This is a genomic window from Ruegeria sp., from assembly GCF_965199275.1.
Taxonomy (GTDB): domain Bacteria; phylum Pseudomonadota; class Alphaproteobacteria; order Rhodobacterales; family Rhodobacteraceae; genus Ruegeria.
Genome location: NZ_CBDAQX010000021.1, coordinates 478,061 through 503,067 on the forward strand (window position 1 = coordinate 478,061; position 25,007 = coordinate 503,067).

Consider the following 25,007-nt stretch of genomic DNA (forward strand, 5'->3'; position numbering starts at 1 on the left):
CGAACGTGCGTCGGTCAAGGCGGAACTCGGCCGATTCAGGCCAACGAACCTGCGCGACCTCTTGAAAGAAGAAATGAAATAGCCAGATTCGAGCCACTCATGATCTGAATTCGCGGCGCAGCGCTCTGCCCGCGACAATTATTCTTGATCCAGATCAAACTCGGCCATTGAAGGCAACCTCAACGCAATCTAAAACCAGCAGTAATCCCGCGCACCGGAGAGGTCTGGTTGCGCGGCGTAGTTGCAACAGGAGGCACCTAAAATGGCAGACGCAGCGATTCATGGCCACGATCATGAAGACGAGCGCTCGTTCTTTCAGCGCTGGTTCATGTCGACCAACCACAAGGACATCGGGATTCTCTACCTGATCTTCTCGGCTATCGCCGGGTTCATCTCGGTGGCGATGACCGTTTACATGCGGCTTGAGCTGATGCACCCCGGTGTTCAGTACATGTGCCTGGAAGGCTTCATGGCCGATCCATGTACACCTAACGGCCATCTGTGGAACGTGATGATCACCTATCACGGTGTTCTGATGATGTTCTTCGTTGTCATCCCTGCCTTGTTCGGTGGATTTGGCAACTATTTCATGCCGTTGCAGATCGGCGCGCCAGATATGGCGTTCCCGCGAATGAACAACCTGTCCTTCTGGCTTTATGTCGCTGGTACCTCTCTGGGTGTGGCCTCGCTGCTCAGCCCCGGCGGTAACGACCAGCTGGGTTCAGGCGTGGGCTGGGTCCTCTACCCACCGCTGTCGACGACCGAGGGCGGCATGTCCATGGACCTTGCAATCTTCGCCGTACACGTCTCGGGTGCGTCATCGATTCTGGGCGCGATCAACATGATCACCACCTTCCTGAACATGCGTGCCCCGGGCATGACCTTGTTCAAGGTGCCGCTGTTTAGCTGGTCAATCTTCGTCACTTCGTGGCTGATTCTGCTTTCGCTGCCCGTTCTGGCCGGCGCGATCACCATGCTGCTGATGGACCGCAACTTCGGCTTCACATTCTTTGATCCGGCCGGTGGCGGTGACCCGATCCTGTATCAGCACATCCTGTGGTTCTTCGGCCACCCGGAAGTGTACATCGTGATCCTGCCCGGCTTCGGCATCATCAGCCACGTTATTGCGACCTTCGCACGCAAGCCGATCTTCGGTTACCTGCCGATGGTCTGGGCAATCATCGCGATCGGTGTTCTGGGCTTCGTCGTTTGGGCGCACCACATGTACACCGTTGGCATGTCGCTACGTCAACAGGCCTATTTCATGCTGGCCACGATGGTCATTGCGGTTCCGACTGGTGTTAAGGTCTTCTCGTGGATCGCCACTATGTGGGGCGGCTCAATCGAGTTCAAGACACCGATGCTGTTTGCCTTCGGCTTCCTGTTCCTGTTCACCGTTGGCGGTGTGACAGGCGTGGTTTTGTCGCAAGCCGGTATCGACCGTGCCTATCACGACACCTACTACGTTGTGGCGCACTTCCACTATGTAATGAGCTTGGGTGCCGTCTTTGCGATCTTCGCTGGCGTCTACTTCTACTTCTCGAAGATGACCGGTCGTCAGTATTCCGAGTTCTGGGGCAAGGTTCACTTCTGGATGTTCTTCATCGGCGCCAACCTGACCTTCTTCCCGCAGCACTTCCTGGGCCGTCAGGGCATGCCGCGCCGCTATATCGACTACCCTGAAGCGTTCGCTCAGTGGAACTTTGTTTCGTCGATCGGTGCATTCGTGTCCTTCGCTTCGTTCCTGCTGTTCTTCGGCATCGTATTCTACGCCCTCTTCCGCGGCGCAAAGGAAACACGCCCGAACCCGTGGAACGAGTACGCGGATACGCTGGAATGGACCCTGCCGACGCCGCCGCCCGAGCACACGTTCGAGCAGCTGCCAAAGCAGGAAGACTGGGACAAAGGCCACGCGCACTAAGCCCCGGCTGAGAAACCAAGAAAACCCCGCCATCCCGGCGGGGTTTTTCTTTTCGCACTTACCTTTTGGAACAACACATGTCGAGAACATTCTGAATTGTCCGGTGTAGGTAACATGCCAATTGTCCGCTTCAGTTGATTGCGCGGTGGCCCAATTCGGAGGGAGCCGTAGGCGACCGTAGATTTGGGCCACCGCGTTCGCGCCACGTCGAAGCGGGTCACGCGACTTTGTGTTTGCTATCCTCCTGTGTGATGGGTGATCCGTCAGGCTGGTAGCGGCCAATGCATCTCGGGCCGTGGAAGATGACCAGTTGACCATCGGGGTATTCGTGGACCCTGACCTTCGCCTGTCGAGAACATTCTGAATTGTCCGGTGTAGGTAACATGCCAATTGTCCGCTTCAGTTGATTGCGCGGTGGCCCAATTCGGAGGGAGCCGTAGGCGACCGTAGATTTGGGCCACCGCGTTCGCGCCACGTCGAAGCGGGTCACGCGACTTTGTGTTTGCTATCCTCCTGTGTGATGGGTGATCCGTCAGGCTGGTAGCGGCCAATGCATCTCGGGCCGTGGAAGATGACCAGTTGACCATCGGGGTATTCGTGGACCCTGACCTTCGCCTTGACGAAATGATGACGGTGCCTGTCTGCCGCGATCTGCATGACCAGGCCCTTGTAGCGCACCGTATTGTCGTTGCCGACGACGCGGTCTTCCTGCACACACAGGGTGTCGCGCACATTGCCTGTAAACGGCACGAAGGCCGAGGTCGTATCCTCCGGCTCCTTTGCAAACAGGGCATTGTGTTCGGGAAGATAGACCTCTTTCAGGAACTGATTGGCCTCTTCAATGGTTGTGATCCCATGGGACCGCAGTTCCTGCGGCAATCGGTTCTGGAACGTGCCAAACATGCGTTCAGACCGTCCACGGGCCTGCGGTGAATAGGCCGGGATCAGCTCAATGCCGAGTTGCTGCAAGGCGCGCCCGACCTGGGTCAGATTGTCCTTGTCCACTTTGCCGCCCGCTTCGGGCGTATGCCAGTAATGAGAGCCCCGATCGGCATAGAGCGAGCAAAACAGACCTTGCGCCTCGATCACCTCTGTCAGCCCCTGAAAACTGCTCATCGTCCCTTCTTCCTCGACAAAGAATGCCGAATAAACCCGGTTGGTGGCATCGTCCATGGTGACGATCAGATCCCACCACTGACCCGGAACCCATTCATGGCTGGAGCCGTCCTGATGCAACATCATGCCAACCATCGGACGGCGGGGCCGCTTGCGCCGATGGGCACCTCGTCGGGGTGCTGCCTGAACCCGGCCGTGGCGCTGCAGTGTAAGCCGCACCCAGTTGTAGCTCTGTGTGAAACCATGGTGGGCCACCAGCTTCTCGTGGAAATGCTTCGGCGTGTAATCCCAGTACTTGGTATCAAACAGTTCAAGCATCTCCATGACCTTATCCGTGGCAACACGATTGTTGGCCAGTTTGCCAAGCCGACGGTCGTACAGACCTTCTGCACCATCCGCCTCAAATCGATCCTCCCAACGCCTGACGGTGCGCACGGATACACCCAGTATCTCAGCCGCCTGTTCTTGCGTCAGCTTGTTCGCGCTTCGCCGCGAATACACATCTTCAAACTTCATCAGTCGAACTTCCTGTAACACTTCTGCTCGGTTCATAACGCCTCCTCTCAGAGACAGAATAGAACCGGACAGATCGCATGTTACATACACCGGACATATCGCGTGTTAGCGACAGGACCCTGACCTTCGCCTTGACGAAATGATGACGGTGCCTGTCTGCCGCGATCTGCATGACCAGGCCCTTGTAGCGCACCGTATTGTCGTTGCCGACGACGCGGTCTTCCTGCACACACAGGGTGTCGCGCACATTGCCTGTAAACGGCACGAAGGCCGAGGTCGTATCCTCCGGCTCCCTTGCAAACAGGGCATTGTGTTCGGGAAGATAGACCTCTTTCAGGAACTGATTGGCCTCTTCAATGGTTGTGATCCCATGGGACCGCAGTTCCTGCGGCAATCGGTTCTGGAACGTGCCAAACATGCGTTCAGACCGTCCACGGGCCTGCGGTGAATAGGCCGGGATCAGCTCAATGCCGAGTTGCTGCAAGGCGCGCCCGACCTGGGTCAGATTGTCCTTGTCCACTTTGCCGCCCGCTTCGGGCGTATGCCAGTAATGAGAGCCCCGATCGGCATAGAGCGAGCAAAACAGACCTTGCGCCTCGATCACCTCTGTCAGCCCCTGAAAACTGCTCATCGTCCCTTCTTCCTCGACAAAGAATGCCGAATAAACCCGGTTGGTGGCATCGTCCATGGTGACGATCAGATCCCACCACTGACCCGGAACCCATTCATGGCTGGAGCCGTCCTGATGCAACATCATGCCAACCATCGGACGGCGGGGCCGCTTGCGCCGATGGGCACCTCGTCGGGGTGCTGCCTGAACCCGGCCGTGGCGCTGCAGTGTAAGCCGCACCCAGTTGTAGCTCTGTGTGAAACCATGGTGGGCCACCAGCTTCTCGTGGAAATGCTTCGGCGTGTAATCCCAGTACTTGGTATCAAACAGTTCAAGCATCTCCATGACCTTATCCGTGGCAACACGATTGTTGGCCAGTTTGCCAAGCCGACGGTCGTACAGACCTTCTGCACCATCCGCCTCAAATCGATCCTCCCAACGCCTGACGGTGCGCACGGATACACCCAGTATCTCAGCCGCCTGTTCTTGCGTCAGCTTGTTCGCGCTTCGCCGCGAATACACATCTTCAAACTTCATCAGTCGAACTTCCTGTAACACTTCTGCTCGGTTCATAACGCCTCCTCTCAGAGACAGAATAGAACCGGACAGATCGCATGTTACATACACCGGACATATCGCGTGTTAGCGACACTTTTGGAACAACACATCGCCAGATCGGGCAAAATAGGCTATTCTGGTAAGGGAAACTCATCCGGCAATCCGGGGAGGGTCCAGATGCCCGAAATTGACTTTTGGTATTCGATCGGCAGCACATACAGCTTTCTGACGATCATGCGCCTTGATGATTGGTGCACTGAGAACGACGCCTCAGTTCGTTGGCGCCCGTTCAACGTGCGCAGCGTGATGTCCGAACAGCAGAACGTGCCCTTTGCAGGTAAGCCGGTGAAATCTGCATATATGTGGCGTGATATCGAACGCCGGGCGGCCAAGTATCACATCCATGCCAAGCTACCTGCACCCTACCCCATTTCGGACCTGCCTCTGGCCAATCAGATCGCCCTACTCGGGATGAGTGAAGGTTGGGGCAAGGATTTCACCCAGAACCTCTATCGGATCTGGTTTGAAGACGGTGTCGAGGCAGGCAGTGAGACCGCTTTGTCCGAGGCCCTATTGCGGTGCCAGCAAGATCCCCGCCTTGTGCTTGCCCGCGCGCGCGGCCCTGATGCCGTTGCGGCGTTAGAGGCAGAGACCGAACACGCAAAACGCCTCGGGGTTTTCGGAGCACCGAGCCTTGTTGTAAGGGGCGAGGTTTTCTGGGGTGATGACAGATTGGACGATGCTCTATCCTGGGTCCGGGTTGGCCACGTCGTTTGATCTTTATCCTTAGACAGCACATAACTTTGCGCTAGTTTTCAACTATGCCCTATCAATGGAATCATACCTCGGACACCGAACAGGAATTGCGCCTCTGGCCGCATAACTCATTGCCCCCGCGCGGCGCGATGATCGTGATCCTCTCGGTCTTCACCTTCGGCCTTATTCCCGTTCTGGCCATGCTGGGCTCAGTTGTCTTGTGGGGGTTGCTGCCCTTCCTGTTGCTGACAGTTCTGGGCCTGTGGCTCGCGATCCAAACCAACTACCGTGCGCGCAGCGCGGTCGAGGTTCTGACCCTCAGCGGCTCACAGGCGCGTCTGGTCCATCAGTCTCCGGGAAAACAGCGGCAGGAATGGTCTTGCAACCGGTATTGGGCCCGCCCCGAGATGCACAAAACCGGTGGTCCGGTGCCGCACTACGTGACCCTGATCGGAGCTGGTCGCGAGGTCGAGATTGGCGCATTCCTGTCCGAGGACGAACGGATCACCCTCTATGACGACCTGATAGCAAAACTGCGCGGACCGGCCGCGCAGTAAAGGGGCTCAGTCTCAGCAGTCGCCGTTTGAGGCAGCGCACAGATGGTCTTTGACCATCGGACCGACCTTGCCGAAATCCATCTGACCGGTGTAGCGCGTCTTCAACTCGCCCATCACCTTGCCCATATCGCGGATCGAGCCCGCTCCGGTCGCGGTGATGGCGGTCAGAATCGCGTTCGAGACCTCATCTTCATCCAGCTGCTTGGGCAGGAATTCCTCGATCACCGAGACTTCCAGCAATTCCCGTTCCGCCAGATCCAGACGTCCGCCCTCTTCATAGGCGCGGGCGCTTTCCTTGCGCTGCTTGGTCATTTTACCAAGGATTTCAAGAACCTCGGCATCACCGCAGCCCTTGGCCTCTTCGTTTTGCGAGCCGCGCGCGGCAATATCGCGATCCTTGATCGCAGCATTGATCAATCGCAGAGTCGACAACCGCTCGGCCGCCTTGTCTTTCATCGCTTGCTTCAGGGCGGCATTCACCCGTGATCGCATGTCCATATGGTTTGTCCATCCCCATGACAAAGGAACCCCGAACATATCCAAACAAAAAGCGTGATACAACAGGGGGCGAATACCACTAACCCATTGAAAAACAACAATAGCCCAAAAAATGATCAGACTTGACCCGAACGTATAACCCCCTTAGGTATGCGCCGATTTACCTGCAGGAGAGTTGCGCCATGGCCCAGAACGCCCCGTCCAAGCCCACCGCATGTCTGGCTTTGGCCGACGGAACTTTGTTCTACGGAATGGGCTTCGGCGCCACCGGACAGACCGTGGCTGAACTGTGCTTCAACACGGCCATGACCGGCTACCAAGAGATCATGACCGACCCCTCCTATGCCGGGCAGATCGTGACCTTCACCTTCCCGCATATCGGCAATGTCGGCGTGAACCCCGAAGATGACGAAACCAGTGATCCGGTGGCTGCGGGTATGGTCGTCAAGTGGGACCCGACCGAGCCGTCAAACTGGCGCTCGGCCGAAGAGCTGAAGGGCTGGTTGGAGCGTCGTGGCCGTATCGCGATCGGTGGTATCGACACCCGCCGCCTGACCCGCGCAATCCGCCAGCAGGGTGCGCCGCACGTCGCATTGGCCCACGACCCAGAGGGCAACTTCGATATCGAAGCTCTGGTTTCCGCCGCGCGCGGCTTTGCGGGGCTTGAAGGGATGGACCTCGCGAAGGACGTCACCTGCGCCCAAAGCTACCGCTGGGATGAGATGCGTTGGGCCTGGCCTGACGGCTACCAGCGCCAAGAGGCCCCTGCACACAAGGTTGTCGCCCTTGATTTCGGCGCAAAGCGCAACATCCTGCGCTGCCTGGCGTCGGCCGGATGTGACGTGACCGTTCTGCCCGCAACTGCCACAGCCGCCGAAGTTCTGGCCCATGAGCCTGATGGCGTTTTCCTGTCTAACGGCCCTGGCGACCCGGCGGCCACAGGCGAATATGCCGTACCGATGATCAAGGAGATCCTCGACACCACCAAGCTGCCGGTGTTCGGCATTTGCCTCGGTCACCAGATGCTGGCCTTGGCGCTTGGCGGACAGACCGTCAAGATGAACCACGGCCACCATGGCGCGAACCACCCGGTCAAGGATCTGGAAACCGGCAAGGTCGAAATCACCTCGATGAACCACGGCTTTGCGGTCGATGCGCAGTCGCTGCCCGACGGGGTGGTTGAAACGCACCGTTCGTTGTTTGACGGCTCCAACTGCGGCATCCGCATGACAGACCGCCCGGTGTACTCGGTGCAATACCACCCCGAGGCCTCCCCCGGACCGCAGGATAGTTTCTACCTGTTCGAACGTTTTGCCAGAGCGATGGCGGATACAAAAGCACAGGCATAAACACCAGATTTCCGCGTGTTTATCAGAGTTAACCGTGCGTTAACCTTAGTCGTTCAACCCTGACGCCAACAAAAGGCGTCGGGGTTTTTTTCTTTTATGGTTGATTTGAACGCACAACAAATCTCTGCAACACATCCGATCCCGTCGCCTGAGCTTCGCAAACCCGTAGGGGCGTGTCTGGTTGATGCCGGGGTGATCACGCAGGACCAGCTGGATCAAGCGTTGGACCTTCAGGCCCGCCAGAACGCTCCGCTCGGAGAAATTCTGGTGAGTGAGGGCTGGGCCAGCCGCAAAGATGTTCTGGCCGCTTTGTCCGCGCAAACCAACCTGCAGATCGCCGATCTGGTGCAAACCCCGCCTTCTGCTGAGCTAAGCACGCTCAAACCCATGGAGTTCTGGCTGCGCCACAATGTGATCCCGTGGCTGCGGATCGGTCCGTTTCTGTTTGTCGCCACCGCGCGCCCGGATCGCTTCGCCACGGTCTCGGCCGAAATGGCGGGCTGCGATTTAACCATCGTTCCGGTTGTCGCCGCTGCCGATCAGATCGACCGCTCGATTGCGCAGATCTTCTCGGACCAGTTGGCCCAAAACGCCGAGACCCGCGTGGCCGAGGATCAAAGCTGCCGCACCTGGACCGCCTGGAGCCGGACCCGCAGCGCGAGCATTGTGGTACTGGCGCTGCTGGCTTTCGTTTCGTTTCCGTTGACGGGGATGGCCGTTCTGGCGACGGCGGCTGTGGTGTCGCTTCTGCTGTTCATGGTCATGCGGTTCTCGGGCCTCTTGGCTTTTGCCCTCCAAAACTTGCGCCCGCAGCCTGCCCCCTCCTCGCCGGCGACCGCTCTGCGGCAGCCCTGCGTGTCGATCATGGTGCCTTTGTACAAAGAGCGTGAGATCGCAGGCGCGTTGATCCGGCGACTTCAGCGCCTGACCTACCCCAAGGCGCTGTTGGATTTGATTTTGGTGCTGGAGGAAAAGGACGATGTCACGCGGGACACATTGTCAAAGGTCGACCTGCCCAGCTGGATTCGAACCATCGAAGTGCCCGAGTTTAACGGCCTGACCACCAAACCTCGCGCCATGAACTACGCTTTGGATTTCTGTAGGGGCGATATTCTGGGCGTCTGGGATGCCGAAGACGCCCCGCAGCCCGATCAGATCGAGCGGGTCGTTGATCATTTCACGCAGGCCGCGCCCGAAGTTGTCTGCCTGCAAGGCGCGCTGGACTACTACAACCCGCGCACCAACTGGCGCTCTCGCTGCTTTACCATCGAATATAACAGCTGGTTCCGTGTCATTCTTCCGGGGATCGCCAAACTGGGTTTCGTGGTCCCTCTGGGCGGCACGACCTTCTTCTTTCGCCGCGACAAACTGCTGGAACTTGGCGGATGGGACGCCCACAACGTGACCGAGGATGCCGATCTGGGCGTACGCCTCTGCCGCGCCGGCTACCGGACCGAGATCGTGAACACCACCACTTTTGAAGAGGCTAACTTTCGCGCCTGGCCCTGGGTCAAGCAACGCTCGCGCTGGCTCAAAGGGTTCATGGTCACCTACCTTGTCCACATGCGCGCGCCGCTGCGCCTGCTGCGGGATCTGGGGCCGCTGAAATTCATCGGTATTCAGGCGTTTTTCATGGGTACGGTCGGGCAGTTTTTGCTGGCCCCCGTTTTGTGGATGTTCTGGCTGACCACCCTGGGGTTAGATAACCCATTCCTGCAGGTGATCCCGATGCAGACCTTCAAAACCCTGATCTGGCTGTTTCTGGCCGCAGAAGCGTTGAACTTCATCATCGGCGTCATCGCCGTCTGGGCGAAAGAGCGGCGCTTTCTGCTGCCGTGGGTGCCCACGATGATCCTGTATTTTCCGCTTGGGGTCGTGGCAGCCTACAAAGCATTGTGGGAACTGGCCGCCAAACCGTTCTTCTGGGACAAAACCCAGCACGGGCAGGCCTCCGAGGACCTGCTGCCGCAGGACGCCTAGATCGCTTTGCGTTTGATTTGAATCGAAATGCGCTGCCTCTCCCTATGGTCGAACGCGCATTTCGATAACTTTACCTGAGAAAAACGCAAAACGCTCTAGCCGTCGCGCCGGATCGCATCCTGCTTCAAACGAGTCATGAACGCGACCGAGATATGCTCTTTCAGCGCTTTCGCCGCGCCCTCTTCGTCCCGTGCAGCGATGGCTTCGACGATACCCTTGTGTTCGCTCTGCGCGATTTCACTGCGCCCTTGCGCCGCCAGAGACGTGGTTGCCATCAACGCCATGGTTCGATGCACAAGATCCAGTTGCTGCACCAGATAGCGGTTGTGCGAGGCCAGATGGATCTGCTCGTGAAACCGTCGATTCGCGCGCGACAACGCCGCCGGATCATCGACCAAGGCATCATCCTCGGCGACCATCTCCTGCAACACGCGAATTTCTTCCTCGGTCGCATGTTTGGCCGCGAGGCTTGCGGCCAACCCCTCCAACTCGCGCCGCACGATGTAAAGCTCGGCCATCTGGTTGTGGTTCAGGGAGGCCACGATCAGCGACCGCCCGTCCCGCTCCAACAGAGACTGCGTTTCCAGACGTTGCAGCGCCTCGCGAATGGGGGTGCGGGATACGCCGAACCGTTCGGCCAATTCGCTTTCGACCAGACGATCTCCGGGCTTGTAGATACCGACATCAATGGCGTCGAGTATAAGCGTATACGCGTCTTTGCTGGGGTGTCTGGACTGGGGCATGGGGCGATTGGTCTCCTCGTTCGAACCTGTCTATCCGTCCTGACCGCCTGCAATCAAGTGCGGCATTGAAAACCCGCCTCCAGCGCCCTACACCCAAGGCATGGTCAAACCGTCCTTCAGCCACGTCACGCAATGGGTGTTCGATCTGGACAACACCCTCTACCCGCCACAGATGCGCCTGTTCGATCAGATCGAGGTGTTGATGACGGATTATGTCGTGCGAGCCATCGGCGTCGACCGGGCCGAGGCTGACCGGCTGCGGGGGCATTACTGGCGCGAATACGGTACCACTTTGGCCGGTTTGATGGCCGAGCATGATCTGGACCCCGACCCCTACCTGCATGCGGTTCACCAAGTTGACTTGAGCCACATGGACCCGGACGCCGAACTGGCCGACCACATACGCGCCCTGCCCGGTCGCCGCATCGTCTACACCAATGGCAGCGCGCCCTATGCGGAGCGTGTTCTTGAGGCGCGTGGGCTGACCGGTCTGTTTGATGCCATCTACGGGGTCGAGCATGCCGGATATCGCCCCAAACCCGAAAAGGCCGCGTTCGAGGCAATCTTTGCACAGGACGGAATCACAGCAGAAACGGCCGCGATGTTCGAAGACGACCCGCGTAATCTGGCCGCCCCGCATGAGATGGGAATGCGCACGGTTCATGTCGCACCCGACCCTCATGATGCCGATCATATCCACCACCATACTGACGATCTGACCGCCTTCCTCGCCCGCCTGCGATAGGCTGTCACACTGCGACGATCTGTATATTCTGCAGCTGCAAAATCATCCCTATATGCCGGTCTGCGACGAACAGAACGGAGACCCCGATGACCGCGACAATGATGCCGCAGCGCCTGCCGATTTGGCAGCGCCTGCTTTTTGCAATTCCCCTCTTTGGCTGGATGGCCCGCGACGTGGCCGACGGCCGCCCCGAGGATCTGGGTTATACCGCCGCTGCGATTGTCAGCATGTGGGGCTGTTCGGCATTGCTGTTTGGCCTGCCGGGCCTATACATCCCCGCATTGATGATGGTTCCGGTGATGTTTCTGGTCCTCATCCTGGTTTCACGCGGCTGACACGCGGGACAGGATGTCGCTTGGCGCAGAGGCATGAACCGAACTAGGTTTTGCCGGGAACGGAGAATGCGCCATGACAGACAGCTGTGACATCCTGATTTCCGGCGGCGGCATCGCCGGGCTGACCGCTGCCGCCGCATTCGGCGCCGCCGGGTTCAACGTGGTCTGCGTGGACCCAACACCACCGATCACCGAACGCGACGTGGATGGATCCGACCTGCGGACCACCGCGTTTCTGCAACCCTCCCGCATTTTGCTGGAACAATGCGGAGTGTGGGTCCGGCTGGACAGCCACGCGGCCCCGCTGCAAGTGATGCGGATCGTTGACGCAGGCGGAGACATTCCAGAGCCGCGCGTTGTGCGGGACTTCAACGCCTCGGACATTTCTGAGCAGCCCTTTGGCTGGAACCTGCCCAACTGGCTGCTGCGGCGCGAGATGGTCGCGCGCCTGTCGGAGCTGCCCAATGTCGATTTCCGCCCCGGCACCGCGACGGTCAGCCTGTTCACACGCACCGCCGAGGCCCGCGTCGGGTTGAGCGACGGCAGCCGTATCCGCTGCAAGCTGGTGATCGCCGCAGACGGGCGCAACTCACCGATGCGCGAAGCCGCGGGGATTTCCGTTCACACCACGCGTTACGGTCAAGAGGCACTGGCCTTTGCCGTGACACACCCTATTGCGCATGAGAATGTCTCGACCGAGATCCACCGCTCTGGCGGGCCATTCACCCTGGTGCCCTTGCCCGATTGGCAGGGTCAGCCATCGTCGGCCATTGTCTGGATGGAGCGCGGTCCGCGCGCGGTCGAGTTGCTGAACCTCGACGCCGAGGCCTTTGAGGCCGCGATGACAGAACGCTCCTGCGGGTTGTTCGGACCTTTGAAGCTGGCCTCACGCCGCACGATCTGGCCGATCATCAGCCAATCCGCCGAACGGTTGTCGGGTGAACGTATTGCCCTGATGGCCGAAGCCGCCCACGTCGTGCCGCCCATCGGCGCGCAGGGTCTGAACATGTCATTGGGCGATCTGCGTACTCTGCTGGACCTCGCACAGGCCGGGCCAGAAGGTCTGGGCGACGCACAGATGCTTGAGGCCTACCACAAAGCCCGCCATACCGAGATCGAACTGCGGGTCAAAGGCATCGACCTTCTAAACCGCACCTCTATGCTTGAGGCGCGGCCCCTGAGGGATGCACGCGCCATGGGCCTCAACGCGCTTTATTCCATGGCGCCGGTACGCAAGACGTTGATGCAGATGGGCCTCGGTATGCGCTGAGGCCCAGTGGCTTACAGAACCTGATCCAACACGCGCTTCAAACGCGCAATCGTGCCATCGACGTCATAGAGCTTGTCTAGACCGAACAGACCCAACCGGAACGTGCTGAAACCGGCAGGCTCATCACATTGCAGAGGCACGCCAGCCGCGATCTGCATCCCCAAAGCGGCGAATTTCTTGCCGTTCTGGATCTCGGGATCGGCGGTATAGCTGACCACGACGCCTGGAGCGCCAAAGCCCTCGGCCGCGACTGAAACGATGCCCTTGTCCTTCAGCATCGCGCGCACGCCATTGCCCAAGGCCCATTGCGCCTCGCGCAGCTTTTCAAAGCCGTAGTCCTGCGTCTCGGCCATCGTATCGCGGAACGCGCGCAGCGCGTCGGTTGGCATGGTCGCGTGATAGGCATGACCACCATCCTCATAGGCCTGCATGATTTGCCGCCACTTCTTGAGATCAATGGCAAAGCTGTCGGACTGGGTGTCCTGCAGCCGCGCCTCGGCCCGGTCCGAGAGCATGACCAGACCGGCACAAGGCGACGCGCTCCACCCTTTCTGGGGGGCCGAGATCAGAACGTCCACACCGGTGGCCTTCATGTCGACCCACACGCAGCCCGACGCGATGCAATCCAGAACCATCAGCGCGCCGACCTCATGCGCTGCTGCGGCCATGGCCGAAACATAGTCATCCGGAAGAATCACCCCGGCCGAAGTTTCCACATGCGGGGCAAACACCACATCCGGGCGCTGCTCGCGGATCGCCGCAACCACATCGTCAACCGGTGCGGGCGCAAACGGCGAAGGACTGTCATTACCGGTCTCACGCGCCTTCATCACCGTGACCGATCCGGTCAGCGCGCCGTTTTCGACAATCTGGCTCCAACGGTAGGAAAACCACCCGTTACGCACCACCAAGACATTGGCATCACGGGCAAATTGACGTGCCACGGCCTCCATCCCATAGGTGCCACCACCGGGGATGATGGCAACGCCATCCGCATTGTAGACCTGTTTCAGCATGCCCGAGATATCGCGCATCACCTGCTGAAAGCTGGCAGACATGTGATTCAGGGATCGGTCCGTGAACACAACCGAAAATTCTTCGAGGCCATTTGGGTCGATGGAATCCAGCAAGGCGGGCATTTGATGTCCTTTCAATCAGTGTTGACGGCACCTTCAACACATTATCATTGCGGGTAAAGCGCATTTCCGACGAAAAGGTGACGCAAAGTCATCTTTGTTTTTCAGTAAAAATTAACCCTCAAACGCGCCAATATTTTAGTATTGACGCCAACTAGTATCACATACCCTTTACACTTCTGCGTGCTTCTGCCCAGATGCATACACTTTTAAAACGAAGGGAAATTAAAACCCGTGACTGCAAATAAGCGGATCAGCTTTCAGAGTGTTCGAGATGAAGTAAAGCGCAGGATCGAAAGCCGTATTTGGCCTCAGGGATCATTGCTGCCGACCGAGACCCAGCTGGCGGAAGAGTTCAATTGCGCCCGCGCGACCGTTAACCGCGCCCTGCGTGAACTGGCCGATCAGGGAGTCGTCGAACGCAAACGCAAAAGCGGAACACGCGTCAAGAAAGAGCCCAGCAAACATGCCAAGCTGGAGTTTTCCTTGACTCGTCAGGTGGTCGAAAACCAGAACGCGGCGTATCGCTATGCTCTAGTCGAGCGCAACGTTGTCACCAGCCCCGGCTGGCTGGCATCGCAGCTCAGCGTGGCGCCAGATGCGCGCATCCTGCACGTCATTTGCATGCACTACGCCGACAACAGGCCGTTTCAGTTGGAGGAACGCTGGATCAACCTTGATACGGTGCCCGAAGTCGAGGAGGCCGACCTAAGCGATAATGGCCCAAATGAATGGCTACTGAATGCAGCGCCGTTCACCGATGCCGAGGTCGCCTTTTGCGCCGTGTCAGCCGACAGCCGATTGGCCGAATTCATGGGCACCACCGCGGGCACGTCGATGATTCAATTGGAGCGCACAACCTGGAAGGATGAAAAGCCCCTGACCTTTGCGCGGATGACGCATCATCCGGGCTTCTGCATTCGCACCAAGTACTGATCCGGTTCAACCAATTGGTCCGGGCAAACGTTCTTCGCTGAGCAAAACATTTGCCTCGACATCGCCGGCACCGGGAAGGGTCATGATCCGCCGCCGCAGGACCCGTTCGAAATCCGAAAGATCACGCGCCACCACGCGCAGGCGGTAATCGTATAAGCCCAGAACATGCTCAACGGTTTGCACCTCGGGGATGGCGCTGACGGCGCGCTCGAAATCCTCAAGGCTCACCTGCCCTTTGCGCGCCAGTTTAACGCCTAGGAAGACGGTGAAGCCGAATCCTAAAGCCTCGGCATTCAGGCGGAGACGACGGCCTTTGATTACGCCCGACTCTTCCAGCCGGCGAATGCGCCGCCACGTGGCGGGTTGCGAAAGGTCCAGACGACGCCCAAGCGCGCCGGCGCTTTGGGTTGCGTCCTGAACCAGCGCGCGCAGGATCTTGCGGTCGATCTCATCCAGCTCGATCATACTGGCAGCACCTCGTCTCGTTTGAGGCGCGCGATGTGCATCAAGGCCTCGATATCGGCGATATGCGGCAGGGTCAGAATGCGGTCCCGATAGACCTGCTGATAGTGGGCCATGTCCCGCGCCAGTACCGAAAGGCGCACATCCACGCGGCCAAGGAAGGTCTGAATTTCGATCACCTCGGCAACCTCGCGCGCGGCCGCGGTGAATTCGTCAAATGCCCGAGCCTGCGTTTTGTCCAGCGTGATCCGCAACGAGACCTCAACCGCGTAGCCCAAGGCGGCCCAGTCGATTACGGCCTCTTGGCCTTCGATCACCCCTGCCGCCTGCATCTTTTCTATGCGCCTCCAGCAAACACCCGAACTGATACGGCACCGTTCGGCAAGTTCGGCCGTTGTCAGACTTGGCTCCGCTTGAAAATGGCGCAGTATCCGCCGATCAACATCATCAAGCATGATTTCTTCACGTTTCCATCACTTGAAGAATTATTCTTCATCTTTTTCACAAATACTCAATCCCAACCCTATCGCCAATACCAAAGGCTCAGGCTAGAAGCACAGCAATCGAAACAGAAAGGACCAGCGAAATGCGCGTCTATTACGATCGCGATTGCGACATCAACCTGATCAAAGACAAAAAAGTGGCCATCCTGGGCTATGGCTCGCAAGGTCACGCGCACGCGCTGAACCTGCGCGACTCGGGGGCGAAGAACCTCGTGGTTGCTCTGCGCGAAGGGTCGCCCTCGGCCAAGAAAGCCGAAGGCGAAGGTCTGACGGTCATGGGTATCGCCGAAGCGGCAGCATGGTGCGATGTCATCATGTTCACCATGCCCGACGAACTGCAGGCTGAGACCTACAAGAAATACGTGCATGACAACATCAAGCCCGGCTCGGCCATTGCCTTCGCTCACGGGCTGAACGTCCATTTCGGCCTTATCGAGCCGAAAGAAGGCGTCGACGTCATCATGATGGCCCCTAAAGGCCCCGGCCACACCGTACGTGGCGAATACACCAAAGGCGGCGGCGTGCCTTGCCTTGTTGCCGTCAACAACGACGCAACCGGCAAAGCGCTGGAAATCGGCCTGTCCTACTGCTCGGCCATCGGTGGCGGTCGCTCGGGCATCATCGAAACCAACTTCCGTGAAGAATGCGAAACCGACCTGTTCGGCGAACAGGCCGTTCTATGCGGTGGCCTCGTTGAGCTGATCCGCTGCGGTTTTGAAACTCTGGTCGAAGCGGGCTACGCGCCCGAGATGGCCTATTTCGAGTGTCTGCACGAAGTGAAGCTGATCGTTGACCTGATCTACGAAGGCGGCATCGCCAACATGGATTACTCGATCTCGAACACCGCCGAGTACGGCCAGTACGTCACCGGCCCGCGTATCCTGAAATACGACGAGACCAAAGCACGTATGAAAGAGGTTCTGAACGACATCCAGCAGGGTAAATTCGTTCGAGACTTCATGCTGGAAAATGCTGTTGGCCAGCCGACCATCAAAGCGTCGCGCCGTGCCAATGACGAGCACATGATCGAGGAAACCGGTGCCAAACTGCGCGCTATGATGCCCTGGATCTCGGCCGGCAAAATGGTCGACAAAGAAAAGAACTAAGCCCGGCAACCGTCAGCGAAAGGGCGGCCCGTTTGGCCGCCCTTTTTCATTTGCACCCGCGCAATACTCGGCCCATAAACGTCTGATCAAAAGCGATTTTCCCCCAACCCACAGGTACTACTATGGTGTCCCAGCCCACAAAACAGGATTGGATCGGCGTCTTCTCGCTTGGCCTTATCTGGGGCGGTACGTTCATGGTCGTATCCATGGCGCTTGAGGGGTATGGCCCGATCACGGTTGCAACATCCCGCACCACGCTTGGCGCTTTGACACTGCTCTTACTGATGCGAACCACGGGACGCCGGTTTCCAACCCTCACCCCGACACTCGGCGGCTCAATCATCCTGATCGGCGTGCTGTCCACGGCAATACCGTTCATGCTGCTCAGTTGGGGACAGCAATTTGTGCCGTCGGCCTTTGCGGGCCTGTCTATGGCGGCTATCCCCTTGATGGTGCTGCCACTGGCGCATTTCTTCTCGGACGAACCGCTCAACTTGCGTCGTTTTCTGGGGGTGTGCCTTGGGTTTTCCGGCGCATTGGTCCTGATAGGGCCGGGGCTTTTGCAACTCGGTCAAGGAACCGAGCCACTTGCGCAAATGGCCTGCATCACGGCGGCATTGTGTTATGCGGTTTCATCCATCCTGACGCGGCGGTGCCCTCCGATTGATCCGGTTGCACTGGCGGCCCTGACATTGCTGGTGGGCGCGGCGCTGCTGCTACCGATCATGCTGTTGACCGAGGGGTTGCCCGGATGGCAAGGCACCCGCCCCACCCTAGCGTTGATCGTACTGGGCCTGGTGCCGACAGCCTTAGCGAACCTCTTGCGTGTTTCAATCACGCGTAGCGCAGGGTCGGTGTTTCTGACCCTTGTGAACTATCAGGTTCCCGTTTGGTCGATGGTTTTCGGAGCGTGGATCCTGTCTGAGGCCCTGCCTCTGCGATTCTACATCGCACTGACCTTGATCCTGACGGGCATGGCCATCAGCCAGTGGTTCAGCCTGCGCAAAGCTCTGATGGGCCGCTAGGACGCCGCTGCCTCGACCTCGGCCACGATGCCATCAACCACCTGCGTCAACAGGGTGGCGTCCTCGCATTCAGCCATGACACGGATCAGAGGCTCGGTCCCTGACTTGCGGATCAGCAGACGACCCTGCCCGTTGAGGCGCGCTTCAGCATCGGCAATCACGGCTTGCACACTGGCCACCTCAAGCGGCAGTTGGCCGTGTTGATAGCGCACATTCTTCAACAGCTGAGGCACCGTTTCAAATTGCTGCGCAAGTTCAGAGGCTTTGCGTCCGCTCAGAACCATCTCGGACAGGAAATGTAGCCCAGCCATCAGACCGTCGCCGGTCGTCGCGTAGTCGCTCATGACGATATGGCCAGATTGCTCGCCGCCAAGGTTGAAGCCGCCCTGGCGCATCCGTTCCACGACATAGCGATCGCCAACTGCCGTACGCTCCAGCCGCAGGCCTTGCCCTTGCAGATGCCGTTCCAGCCCGAGGTTGGACATGACCGTCGCCACCAGGGCACCGCCACGCAGCTGTTCGGCCCGCGCCCAAGCCCCGGCCAACAGGGCCATCAGTTGATCGCCATCGGCAACCTTGCCATTTTCATCAATAACGACAACCCGATCCGCGTCGCCATCAAGACAGATACCAACATCCGCACCATGCGATACAACGGTTTCCGCAGCCACGCGCGGCTTGGTTGAACCACATTCGAGATTGATGTTCTTGCCGTTCGGCGACACGCCCATCGGGATGACTTCGGCACCAAGCTCCCATAGGACCTCGGGCGCAGTGCGGTGGGCTGCACCATTGGCGCAGTCGATCACCACTTTCAAACCATCCAGACGCACATCGCGCGGAAGCGAGGATTTGACCCGCTCCCCATAACGGAACCGCGCGTCATCAACCCGACGGGCACGCCCGATATTCTGCGCCTGAGCGGGGCTGACGCCTTCTTCGATCAACCGCTCAATCTCAAGCTCGGCCTGATCTGAGAGTTTATATCCGTCAGGCCCGAAGAACTTGATGCCGTTGTCTTCCGCCGGATTGTGGCTGGCCGAGATCATGACCCCCAGATCCGCACGCATGGATTGGGTCATCAGACCCACCGCAGGGGTCGGCACCGGACCCAGTAGCAACACGTTCATACCGGTTGAGGTCAAACCGGCCGTCAGCGCGTTTTCCAGCATATAGCCGGACAGGCGCGTGTCCTTGCCGATGACCACGCGGTGAACTCCGGTCGTGTCGCGCCGAAAATAGCGCCCGACCGCCGCACCTATGCGCAAGGCCATTTCTGCTGTCATCGGATGCGTATTGGCTGTGCCTCGCACACCGTCAGTTCCGAACAGCTTGCGCATAGTCGACTCTCCGTAAAATTTGCTTGTGACCAGATTAACGGACGGCAGCCCATAGGCGCAAGGCCTGAGCTGTCTCGGCCACGTCATGGACCCGAATGATCTGCACGCCCTGGGACAATCCGTCCAGAGCAACCGCGATTGACCCCGGCGCGCGCGCGGTTTTTCGCGGCTCCTGCCCGATGGAGCCGATAAAGCCCTTGCGCGAGACGCCCAGTAGAATCGGGCAACCCAGACCGTGGAATAGGCTTAAGTTGCGCAGCAGGGCCAGATTGTGGTCCTCGGTCTTGCCGAAGCCGATGCCGGGATCGACGATGATCAGATCCCGTTTCAAGCCCAACGCCTCAAGCCGTTCGATCTGACTGGCCAGAAAATCGTAGACATCCAGCACCACGTTTTCATAGACCGGATTGTCCTGCATGGTCGCAGGATCGCCCTGCATATGCATGACACAGACCGGCGCGCCCAGCCCTGCGCAGAACGGCGCAAGTTCCGGGTCGTACGTGAAGCCCGAGACATCATTGACCAGCCCCGCCCCGGCCTCGCAGGCCGCTTTGGCCACAGCAGCTTTGCGTGTGTCGATTGAGATCAGGGCGTTTGTCTCAGACCGGATCGCTTCGATCACCGGGCGGGTCCGGGTGATCTCTTCGTCTGCTGGGACGAAATCTGCACCAGGACGTGTGGATTCTCCGCCGATATCCAGAATCGTGGCGCCGTGCGAGACCATCTCAATGGCCCCTGCCCGAGCGGCCTCAACCGAGCTGTGGATGCCACCGTCTGAGAAACTGTCAGGCGTTGCGTTCAGAATGCCCATGATATGTGGGCGTGCCATATCCAAACCGGACAGGGCCGCGCGCGGACGGCTGAGGCGGTGTAGCACATCCGCGGGGATATCCGCTGCGGCTACGACCAGAGACGTTCCATCCCGCGCAAGCGCTTCGGCATGAGTGAACCACAGCGACTGCCCGGCCAGCGGCACGGAGTCATCCGGACGAGCCGTACCGTGCTGGACCAGCGGTCGGTAGTAGCGGGTCACAATTGTGCCTGATCGATGGCCACAGCGCGCAGGGGCGTTTTCGGCTCCTTGGGCAAGGCGCCTCCAATCACCATCATCTCGCTGGCCTCAAAGGTGGCGGCAAACCATGCCGCCAGCGCGACTGCGTCAGATGGCGCGGCCGAGGGGCCATCAACGGCATCAAGAACGATCTTTGACGGGGCCCAGACGCAAATCTGGCCGTTCTTCATCGCCCAGTCCAGCTCAGTCCGGGTCGAGACGACCACGCAGCGATGATCGCGCGCGGCCAGAACCCACGCGTTCTGTTCGATCGACAACAGGTCGATGCGGCGCTGGGTCATAGCGTGCCCTGTCTGCGGCACCGGAAGGTCCGAGGCCCCGACACACAGGATCAAGGGACGCTGACGGTTTTCCAACTGATCGATCCAGCCGGTCAGATTGTCCGACGCCATCGCCTCATTCGATAGATAAACAAGACGTGGATGAGGGCGTGCCTCTTCGACGACGTCATGATGCACAGCATCTTTGCCGCGCACGATCTCGACCCCAAGCGCACCGGGGCCACGATCCAGCTTTTCGATCCGGACAAATACTCGAACCGCTTGGGGCTCCAGCAGGATACGTTCGGCCACACGTTCGGCCAGCGTTTCCAACAGGTTCAGACGCTCGGCTGCCAGTTCATAGGCAATCGCCTCGGTCACACGGTCATAGGACAGGATACGATCCACATCATCGTCAATATCCGAGGTCAGCGGACGCACCTCAACCACGATATTGAAACAGATACGCTGGGTCGTGCCGCGTTCTGCCTGAAAGGCACCGATCTCGACCTCGACAGTATGATCACGCAGCGAGATGCGATCCAAAGGTCCTCTGGGCGAGGTCGCCTCGGACCGTTCAGAGGGGTGCGCGAAAGCGAGGCGGATTTCAGAACTCATGGGTCAGGCCTTCTTGGGCTCGTTGAAACTTTCGCCCAGTCTAGGCGTTTCGAGGGCCTATAGCATTCATACAAACGCCATTCCAACCGCTGATTTCGACGCTTTTTCTGCGTGCAATGGTTTACGCTGCGCCTTGAATTCAAGACGCAGCGCTAAACCTGCCTCAGTTGCTCGCAGTGCGGTAATTGTGACGGTAGAAGATATGAACACCAATCTTCGCCGTCTGCTTATAAACCCGCGCCCAGGACGGGCGGACCGCAGTGGTATGATAGTGGGTCGCCCCTTCAGTCAGCTCTTTGGAAACGCCATCCATCGCCGCGCGGGCGACTTTCGAGACACGCTCAAAGGCTTTCTTCTCGTGGATCACTTCCTTGCGGCCATCACATGTATAGGTGAACTGGCACTGGTATTTTTTACCGGTCCCCTGACGGATCACACCGCAGAGACTATCGGGAAAGCGGCTGCTCTTGACCCGGTTCAGGATAACCTCGGCAACGGCGAACTGGCCGCGCACGCTTTCGCCGCGGGCTTCGAAATACAGCGCCTCGGACAGGCATTTCCAGCCTTCATCTCCCGACGCTTTGGGCTGTTGGTCCAACCAATCCTTGGAATAGGATACTTTGATTGGTTCCACCACTTTGCGCGGCTGGAACAACTTCAGATAATCCCGAAAGCTCTGACCCGGCAATTCACTGCGGGTAACCAGTTCTTTCTTATCGGCATCCGTAGCTTCCCTCTCAGCGTAGGACGCACTCGGCAGCACGGTTGCCGCCAATGTGGCAACAGCCATTATGTAACGTAGCATCAGATAACCTCGCACAGGCACTTCACGCGCCAAACCCTCCCCCGGCGGGCGCGACGAGGCATTTAGCGCAGTCTTGCGCAAAGGTCCAGATCAGAGACAAATACAAGTGGAAATTCGCTCGTGGAGAAAAACAATTCCGCCACAAGTTCGCTTATTGACCACTAATCATTGGGTTTCAGGCTGCTGTCAACCCCCAAGTCTGGACGAAATCGCCAGTTGAGCGGCAGCCAGCCGAGCGACCGGTACCCGGAACGGAGAGCAGGACACATAGTCAAAGCCAAGATCGCGGCAAATGGCGATTGATTCGGGGTTTCCGCCGTGTTCTCCGCAGACTGAAAGGGTCACATGGGGCTGTGCCGCGCGCCCTCTCTCGGACCCGAGCTTGAGCAATTCGCCAACCCCGTCGGCGTCCAGAACATGGAACGGGTCCTCTGTGAACACCCCCTGCCGGACATAGGCCGACATGAAACGCCCCGCGTCGTCGCGTGAAAGACCATAGGTCATCTGGGTCAGGTCGTTGGTTCCGAAGCTTAAAAACGCGGTGTTTGGCGCAATCTCTTCGGCGCGCAGGCAAGCGCGCGGTGTTTCGACCATCACGCCGAGGCGGTATTCGAACTCCTGCCCCTGCTCCGCTGCGACAGCGGCTGCCACCGAGTCGATGCGGGATTTGACCAACTCGACCTCTCGCTTGGCCGAAACCAGAGGGATCATCACCTCGGGTACAACTGGTGCACCGTTCTTGCGGGCCTCCAGCGTGGCTTCAAAGATCGCGCATGCCTGCATGTCGTAGATTTCGGGCACCGTAACGCCCAGACGAACCCCGCGAAGGCCCAACATCGGGTTGTATTCGGTCATCGCAGAGACGCGGCGCTCCACATCCGAGACTGGCAAATCCAGCGCTTCGGCCAGTTCGCGTTGGCCGCCGCGGGTGGTGGGCAGGAATTCGTGCAGTGGCGGGTCAAACAGGCGAATGCAGACCGGTTGCCCCTCCATGATGCGGAAAAGCTGCACAAAGTCGTCGCGCTGCATGGGCAGCAAACGCTCCAACACGGCAGCACGACCGGATGAGGTCTGCGCAAAGATCATCTCGCGCATCACGATCAGGCGGCCGGGATCAAAGAACATATGCTCAGTCCGGCACAGGCCGATCCCCTGCGCCTGAAAATTCCGCGCGGTCTGCGCATCCGCTGGGGTATCGGCATTGGCGCGGATTTCGATGTCCCGCTCGGCATCGGCCCAGCCCATGAGTGTTTGGAAACAGTCGTCCAGCGCGGCCTCGAGCATCTCGGGCTGCCCCGCTAGAACCTGACCCGAGCTTCCGTCGATCGTCAGAATATCACCGGTCTTGAACACTCGCCCATCCGGGGTTGTCAGCATTTTCTTCTTGGTCTGGAACCGCATCTCTGACGCGCCGACAATACAGGGCAGCCCCAAACCCCGCCCAATCACGGCGGCATGGCTGGTCATCCCGCCCTTTTCGGTCAGAACGGCAACGGCGGCATGCATGCCCCGAACATCCTCGGGCGAGGTTTCGCGGCGCACCAGAACACAGGCCTCACCCCGCGCGGCGCTGGCTTGCGCCTCGGCGGCCGTAAACACGATCTTGCCGGTCGACGCCCCCGGACTTGCGCCAATCGCAGTGGTCAGCACATCCCGCTCGGCCTCGGGGTGGACCTGTCGATGCAGCAATTCGTTCAGTGCATGAGGGTCCACGCGCATCACCGCCTCTTGTGGCGGGATGATACCGTCTTCAGCCAGCCTCACCGCAATCCGCATCGCTGCGCGCGAGGTCCGCTGAACGCGCACGCCGTCCAGAATATGCACATTGCCGTTCTGGATCACGAACTCGACCTGCATTTCCTCGCGCAGCTTCTCGCGCATCAAAGCAGCCTGTGCTTTCAAATCAGCAAATGCGTTGGGCGCCACTTCTTCCAGAGACGGTCCCCGCGGGTCTTTCTCAAGATACAGCGCCGAGACGTCTTCGCCCAACGCATCCCGCCCCTGGCTCTGGCTCAGATACCGGCCGGTGATCTGAGGCATACCGGTTGTCGGATCCACCAGTTGCAACACGCCCGAACCGCATTCGCCCTGCCCGACGCCCGGGATCATCTCTTGGATGACCAGCCCCAGCCCCGCATCGGCCGGAGCCCCCTTGGCCTGACGCAACAGGCGCGCCGAGGTGCCATCCCACGCCCGCGCCATCGAGCGCAGAACGCCAATCAACTGCTCGCCGCGATCCTCAGGGAAAACCTCATCGGTCTCATCTTCATAGGCGTGCAGAGTGCGCTTCAGCCCCGCAACACCATCCTCGTCGATCTCGTCGAACACATCCGCATCCAGACGCGCCACATGGATCGCGTAGCTTTGCACGAAACGCAAATACATGGCTGCGGCAGGCTCATCGCCCATCGAGTTCGACAGCTCGGCAAACCGCGCTTCGTTCATGCCGATATTCAGAACCGCACCGGGACCGCCCCAATCGGGGTCCTCGGAACTGGGACGCACACACAACAAGGCCGTCGGTTCGAATTGCTCGAGGATTGCGGCCAGATCGGGGATTTGTCCTTCGGCGATGCGCTGCACCGCGTCAAAAGACAACGCGACCGTGCGCGGCACCGGCATCTCCAACCGGACCAGACGTTGTAGGCACTTTGCCCGCCCCCCATGGGTGTGCGGGGCAACGGGCGCGGTGGACGTGATGAGCGTGGTATGCGGATTATTCTGCACTGCGGCACCTTTTGGTTTCACCGCAGCATAGGCCCCTGCGCCCGTCACGCAAGGGTGATCTGG

The 25,007-nt window shown here is 59.2% G+C and carries 24 protein-coding genes; 11 read left to right on the plus strand and 13 right to left on the minus strand.

Features of this window, described 5'->3' with window-relative positions; all coding sequences use genetic code 11:
- Positions 1-262: 262 nt before the first annotated feature.
- On the plus strand, positions 263-1,921 hold the full coding sequence (gene ctaD / locus ACOERD_RS17095; RefSeq protein ID WP_170470015.1) for a cytochrome c oxidase subunit I: 1,659 nt from the start codon (positions 263-265) through the stop codon (positions 1,919-1,921).
- Between the two features lie 217 nt (positions 1,922-2,138).
- Here the strand turns inward: ctaD and ACOERD_RS17100 are convergent, their stop codons facing one another.
- The 3 genes from ACOERD_RS17100 to ACOERD_RS17110 form a co-directional block, all read right to left on the minus strand.
- A complete protein-coding gene (locus tag ACOERD_RS17100; protein WP_419739835.1) occupies positions 2,139-2,306 on the minus strand; it encodes a hypothetical protein in 168 nt (55 codons plus the stop codon).
- 101 nt (positions 2,307-2,407) lie between these two features.
- On the minus strand, positions 2,408-3,589 hold the full coding sequence (locus tag ACOERD_RS17105; RefSeq protein WP_419737631.1) for an ISNCY family transposase: 1,182 nt from the start codon (positions 3,587-3,589) through the stop codon (positions 2,408-2,410).
- Positions 3,543-4,736, minus strand: a complete 1,194-nt coding sequence (locus ACOERD_RS17110; RefSeq protein ID WP_419739836.1) for an ISNCY family transposase — start codon at positions 4,734-4,736, stop codon at positions 3,543-3,545. The genes ACOERD_RS17105 and ACOERD_RS17110 overlap by 47 nt, the downstream gene beginning before the upstream one ends.
- Positions 4,737-4,898: 162 nt before the next feature.
- Here ACOERD_RS17110 and ACOERD_RS17115 point away from each other — a divergent pair, with 162 nt between their 5' ends.
- Together ACOERD_RS17115 and ACOERD_RS17120 are read left to right on the plus strand one after the other, a co-directional pair.
- Positions 4,899-5,498: a 2-hydroxychromene-2-carboxylate isomerase gene (locus ACOERD_RS17115; RefSeq protein WP_419739837.1), complete on the plus strand. Its 600-nt coding sequence runs from the start codon at positions 4,899-4,901 to the stop codon at positions 5,496-5,498.
- Between the two features lie 44 nt (positions 5,499-5,542).
- Positions 5,543-6,034: a DUF2244 domain-containing protein gene (locus tag ACOERD_RS17120; RefSeq protein WP_419739838.1), complete on the plus strand. Its 492-nt coding sequence runs from the start codon at positions 5,543-5,545 to the stop codon at positions 6,032-6,034.
- Positions 6,035-6,046: 12 nt separating this feature from the next.
- Here ACOERD_RS17120 and ACOERD_RS17125 read toward each other — a convergent pair whose 3' ends face one another.
- A complete protein-coding gene (locus ACOERD_RS17125; RefSeq protein ID WP_419739839.1) occupies positions 6,047-6,532 on the minus strand; it encodes a GatB/YqeY domain-containing protein in 486 nt (161 codons plus the stop codon).
- A gap of 182 nt (positions 6,533-6,714) precedes the next feature.
- Between ACOERD_RS17125 and carA the strand changes: the two genes are divergently transcribed.
- The gene (gene carA, locus ACOERD_RS17130) at positions 6,715-7,881 is read left to right on the plus strand and encodes a glutamine-hydrolyzing carbamoyl-phosphate synthase small subunit (RefSeq protein ID WP_419739840.1); all 1,167 of its coding nucleotides are present in this window, start codon (positions 6,715-6,717) and stop codon (positions 7,879-7,881) included.
- A gap of 192 nt (positions 7,882-8,073) precedes the next feature.
- Complete coding sequence (locus ACOERD_RS17135) at positions 8,074-9,861, plus strand: glycosyltransferase (RefSeq protein ID WP_419739841.1); 1,788 nt, start codon at positions 8,074-8,076, stop codon at positions 9,859-9,861.
- Between the two features lie 95 nt (positions 9,862-9,956).
- Here ACOERD_RS17135 and ACOERD_RS17140 read toward each other — a convergent pair whose 3' ends face one another.
- Entirely contained in the window at positions 9,957-10,604 is a 648-nt protein-coding gene (locus ACOERD_RS17140) for a GntR family transcriptional regulator (RefSeq protein ID WP_170470033.1), read from the minus strand.
- Positions 10,605-10,704: 100 nt separating this feature from the next.
- On the opposite strand from ACOERD_RS17140, the gene ACOERD_RS17145 reads away from it, so the two are divergent.
- The 3 genes from ACOERD_RS17145 to ACOERD_RS17155 all read left to right on the plus strand — a co-directional run bounded on the left by ACOERD_RS17145 (position 10,705) and on the right by ACOERD_RS17155 (position 12,954).
- Entirely contained in the window at positions 10,705-11,349 is a 645-nt protein-coding gene (locus tag ACOERD_RS17145; protein ID WP_419739842.1) for a pyrimidine 5'-nucleotidase, read from the plus strand.
- Between the two features lie 86 nt (positions 11,350-11,435).
- Positions 11,436-11,684: a hypothetical protein gene (locus ACOERD_RS17150; protein WP_419739843.1), complete on the plus strand. Its 249-nt coding sequence runs from the start codon at positions 11,436-11,438 to the stop codon at positions 11,682-11,684.
- Between the two features lie 73 nt (positions 11,685-11,757).
- The gene (locus ACOERD_RS17155) at positions 11,758-12,954 is read left to right on the plus strand and encodes a UbiH/UbiF family hydroxylase (protein ID WP_419739844.1); all 1,197 of its coding nucleotides are present in this window, start codon (positions 11,758-11,760) and stop codon (positions 12,952-12,954) included.
- 11 nt (positions 12,955-12,965) lie between these two features.
- Here the strand turns inward: ACOERD_RS17155 and ACOERD_RS17160 are convergent, their stop codons facing one another.
- Positions 12,966-14,093 (minus strand): aminotransferase class V-fold PLP-dependent enzyme, encoded by a 1,128-nt coding sequence (locus ACOERD_RS17160; protein WP_419739845.1) that lies wholly within the window; start codon positions 14,091-14,093, stop codon positions 12,966-12,968.
- Positions 14,094-14,324: 231 nt separating this feature from the next.
- Between ACOERD_RS17160 and ACOERD_RS17165 the strand changes: the two genes are divergently transcribed.
- The gene (locus ACOERD_RS17165) at positions 14,325-15,026 is read left to right on the plus strand and encodes a GntR family transcriptional regulator (RefSeq protein ID WP_170718193.1); all 702 of its coding nucleotides are present in this window, start codon (positions 14,325-14,327) and stop codon (positions 15,024-15,026) included.
- Between the two features lie 6 nt (positions 15,027-15,032).
- Here ACOERD_RS17165 and ACOERD_RS17170 read toward each other — a convergent pair whose 3' ends face one another.
- Together ACOERD_RS17170 and ACOERD_RS17175 are read right to left on the minus strand one after the other, a co-directional pair.
- Positions 15,033-15,491, minus strand: a complete 459-nt coding sequence (locus ACOERD_RS17170; RefSeq protein WP_419739846.1) for an Lrp/AsnC family transcriptional regulator — start codon at positions 15,489-15,491, stop codon at positions 15,033-15,035.
- On the minus strand, positions 15,488-15,943 hold the full coding sequence (locus ACOERD_RS17175) for an Lrp/AsnC family transcriptional regulator (RefSeq protein WP_170376410.1): 456 nt from the start codon (positions 15,941-15,943) through the stop codon (positions 15,488-15,490). The genes ACOERD_RS17170 and ACOERD_RS17175 overlap by 4 nt, the downstream gene beginning before the upstream one ends.
- A gap of 131 nt (positions 15,944-16,074) precedes the next feature.
- Here ACOERD_RS17175 and ilvC point away from each other — a divergent pair, with 131 nt between their 5' ends.
- Together ilvC and ACOERD_RS17185 are read left to right on the plus strand one after the other, a co-directional pair.
- Complete coding sequence (gene ilvC, locus ACOERD_RS17180) at positions 16,075-17,097, plus strand: ketol-acid reductoisomerase (protein WP_170487659.1); 1,023 nt, start codon at positions 16,075-16,077, stop codon at positions 17,095-17,097.
- Between the two features lie 122 nt (positions 17,098-17,219).
- Entirely contained in the window at positions 17,220-18,122 is a 903-nt protein-coding gene (locus tag ACOERD_RS17185; RefSeq protein ID WP_419739847.1) for a DMT family transporter, read from the plus strand.
- On the opposite strand, the gene glmM is transcribed toward ACOERD_RS17185, so the two are convergent.
- From glmM to ACOERD_RS17210, 5 genes are all read right to left on the minus strand, one after another.
- Entirely contained in the window at positions 18,119-19,462 is a 1,344-nt protein-coding gene (gene glmM / locus ACOERD_RS17190) for a phosphoglucosamine mutase (RefSeq protein WP_419739848.1), read from the minus strand. The two genes, ACOERD_RS17185 and glmM, sit on opposite strands and share 4 nt — an antisense overlap.
- A gap of 34 nt (positions 19,463-19,496) precedes the next feature.
- Positions 19,497-20,495 carry a dihydropteroate synthase gene (folP, locus tag ACOERD_RS17195; protein WP_419739849.1) on the minus strand — a complete coding sequence of 333 codons (999 nt, stop codon included), beginning with the start codon at positions 20,493-20,495 and terminating at the stop codon, positions 19,497-19,499.
- Complete coding sequence (locus ACOERD_RS17200; RefSeq protein WP_419739850.1) at positions 20,492-21,412, minus strand: dihydroneopterin aldolase; 921 nt, start codon at positions 21,410-21,412, stop codon at positions 20,492-20,494. Before ACOERD_RS17200 ends, folP begins: the two co-directional genes overlap by 4 nt.
- A 163-nt stretch (positions 21,413-21,575) precedes the next feature.
- Entirely contained in the window at positions 21,576-22,217 is a 642-nt protein-coding gene (locus ACOERD_RS17205) for a cell wall hydrolase (protein ID WP_419739851.1), read from the minus strand.
- A 186-nt stretch (positions 22,218-22,403) separates the two neighbouring features.
- Positions 22,404-24,965: a putative PEP-binding protein gene (locus ACOERD_RS17210; RefSeq protein WP_419739852.1), complete on the minus strand. Its 2,562-nt coding sequence runs from the start codon at positions 24,963-24,965 to the stop codon at positions 22,404-22,406.
- Positions 24,966-25,007: the final 42 nt, after the last annotated feature.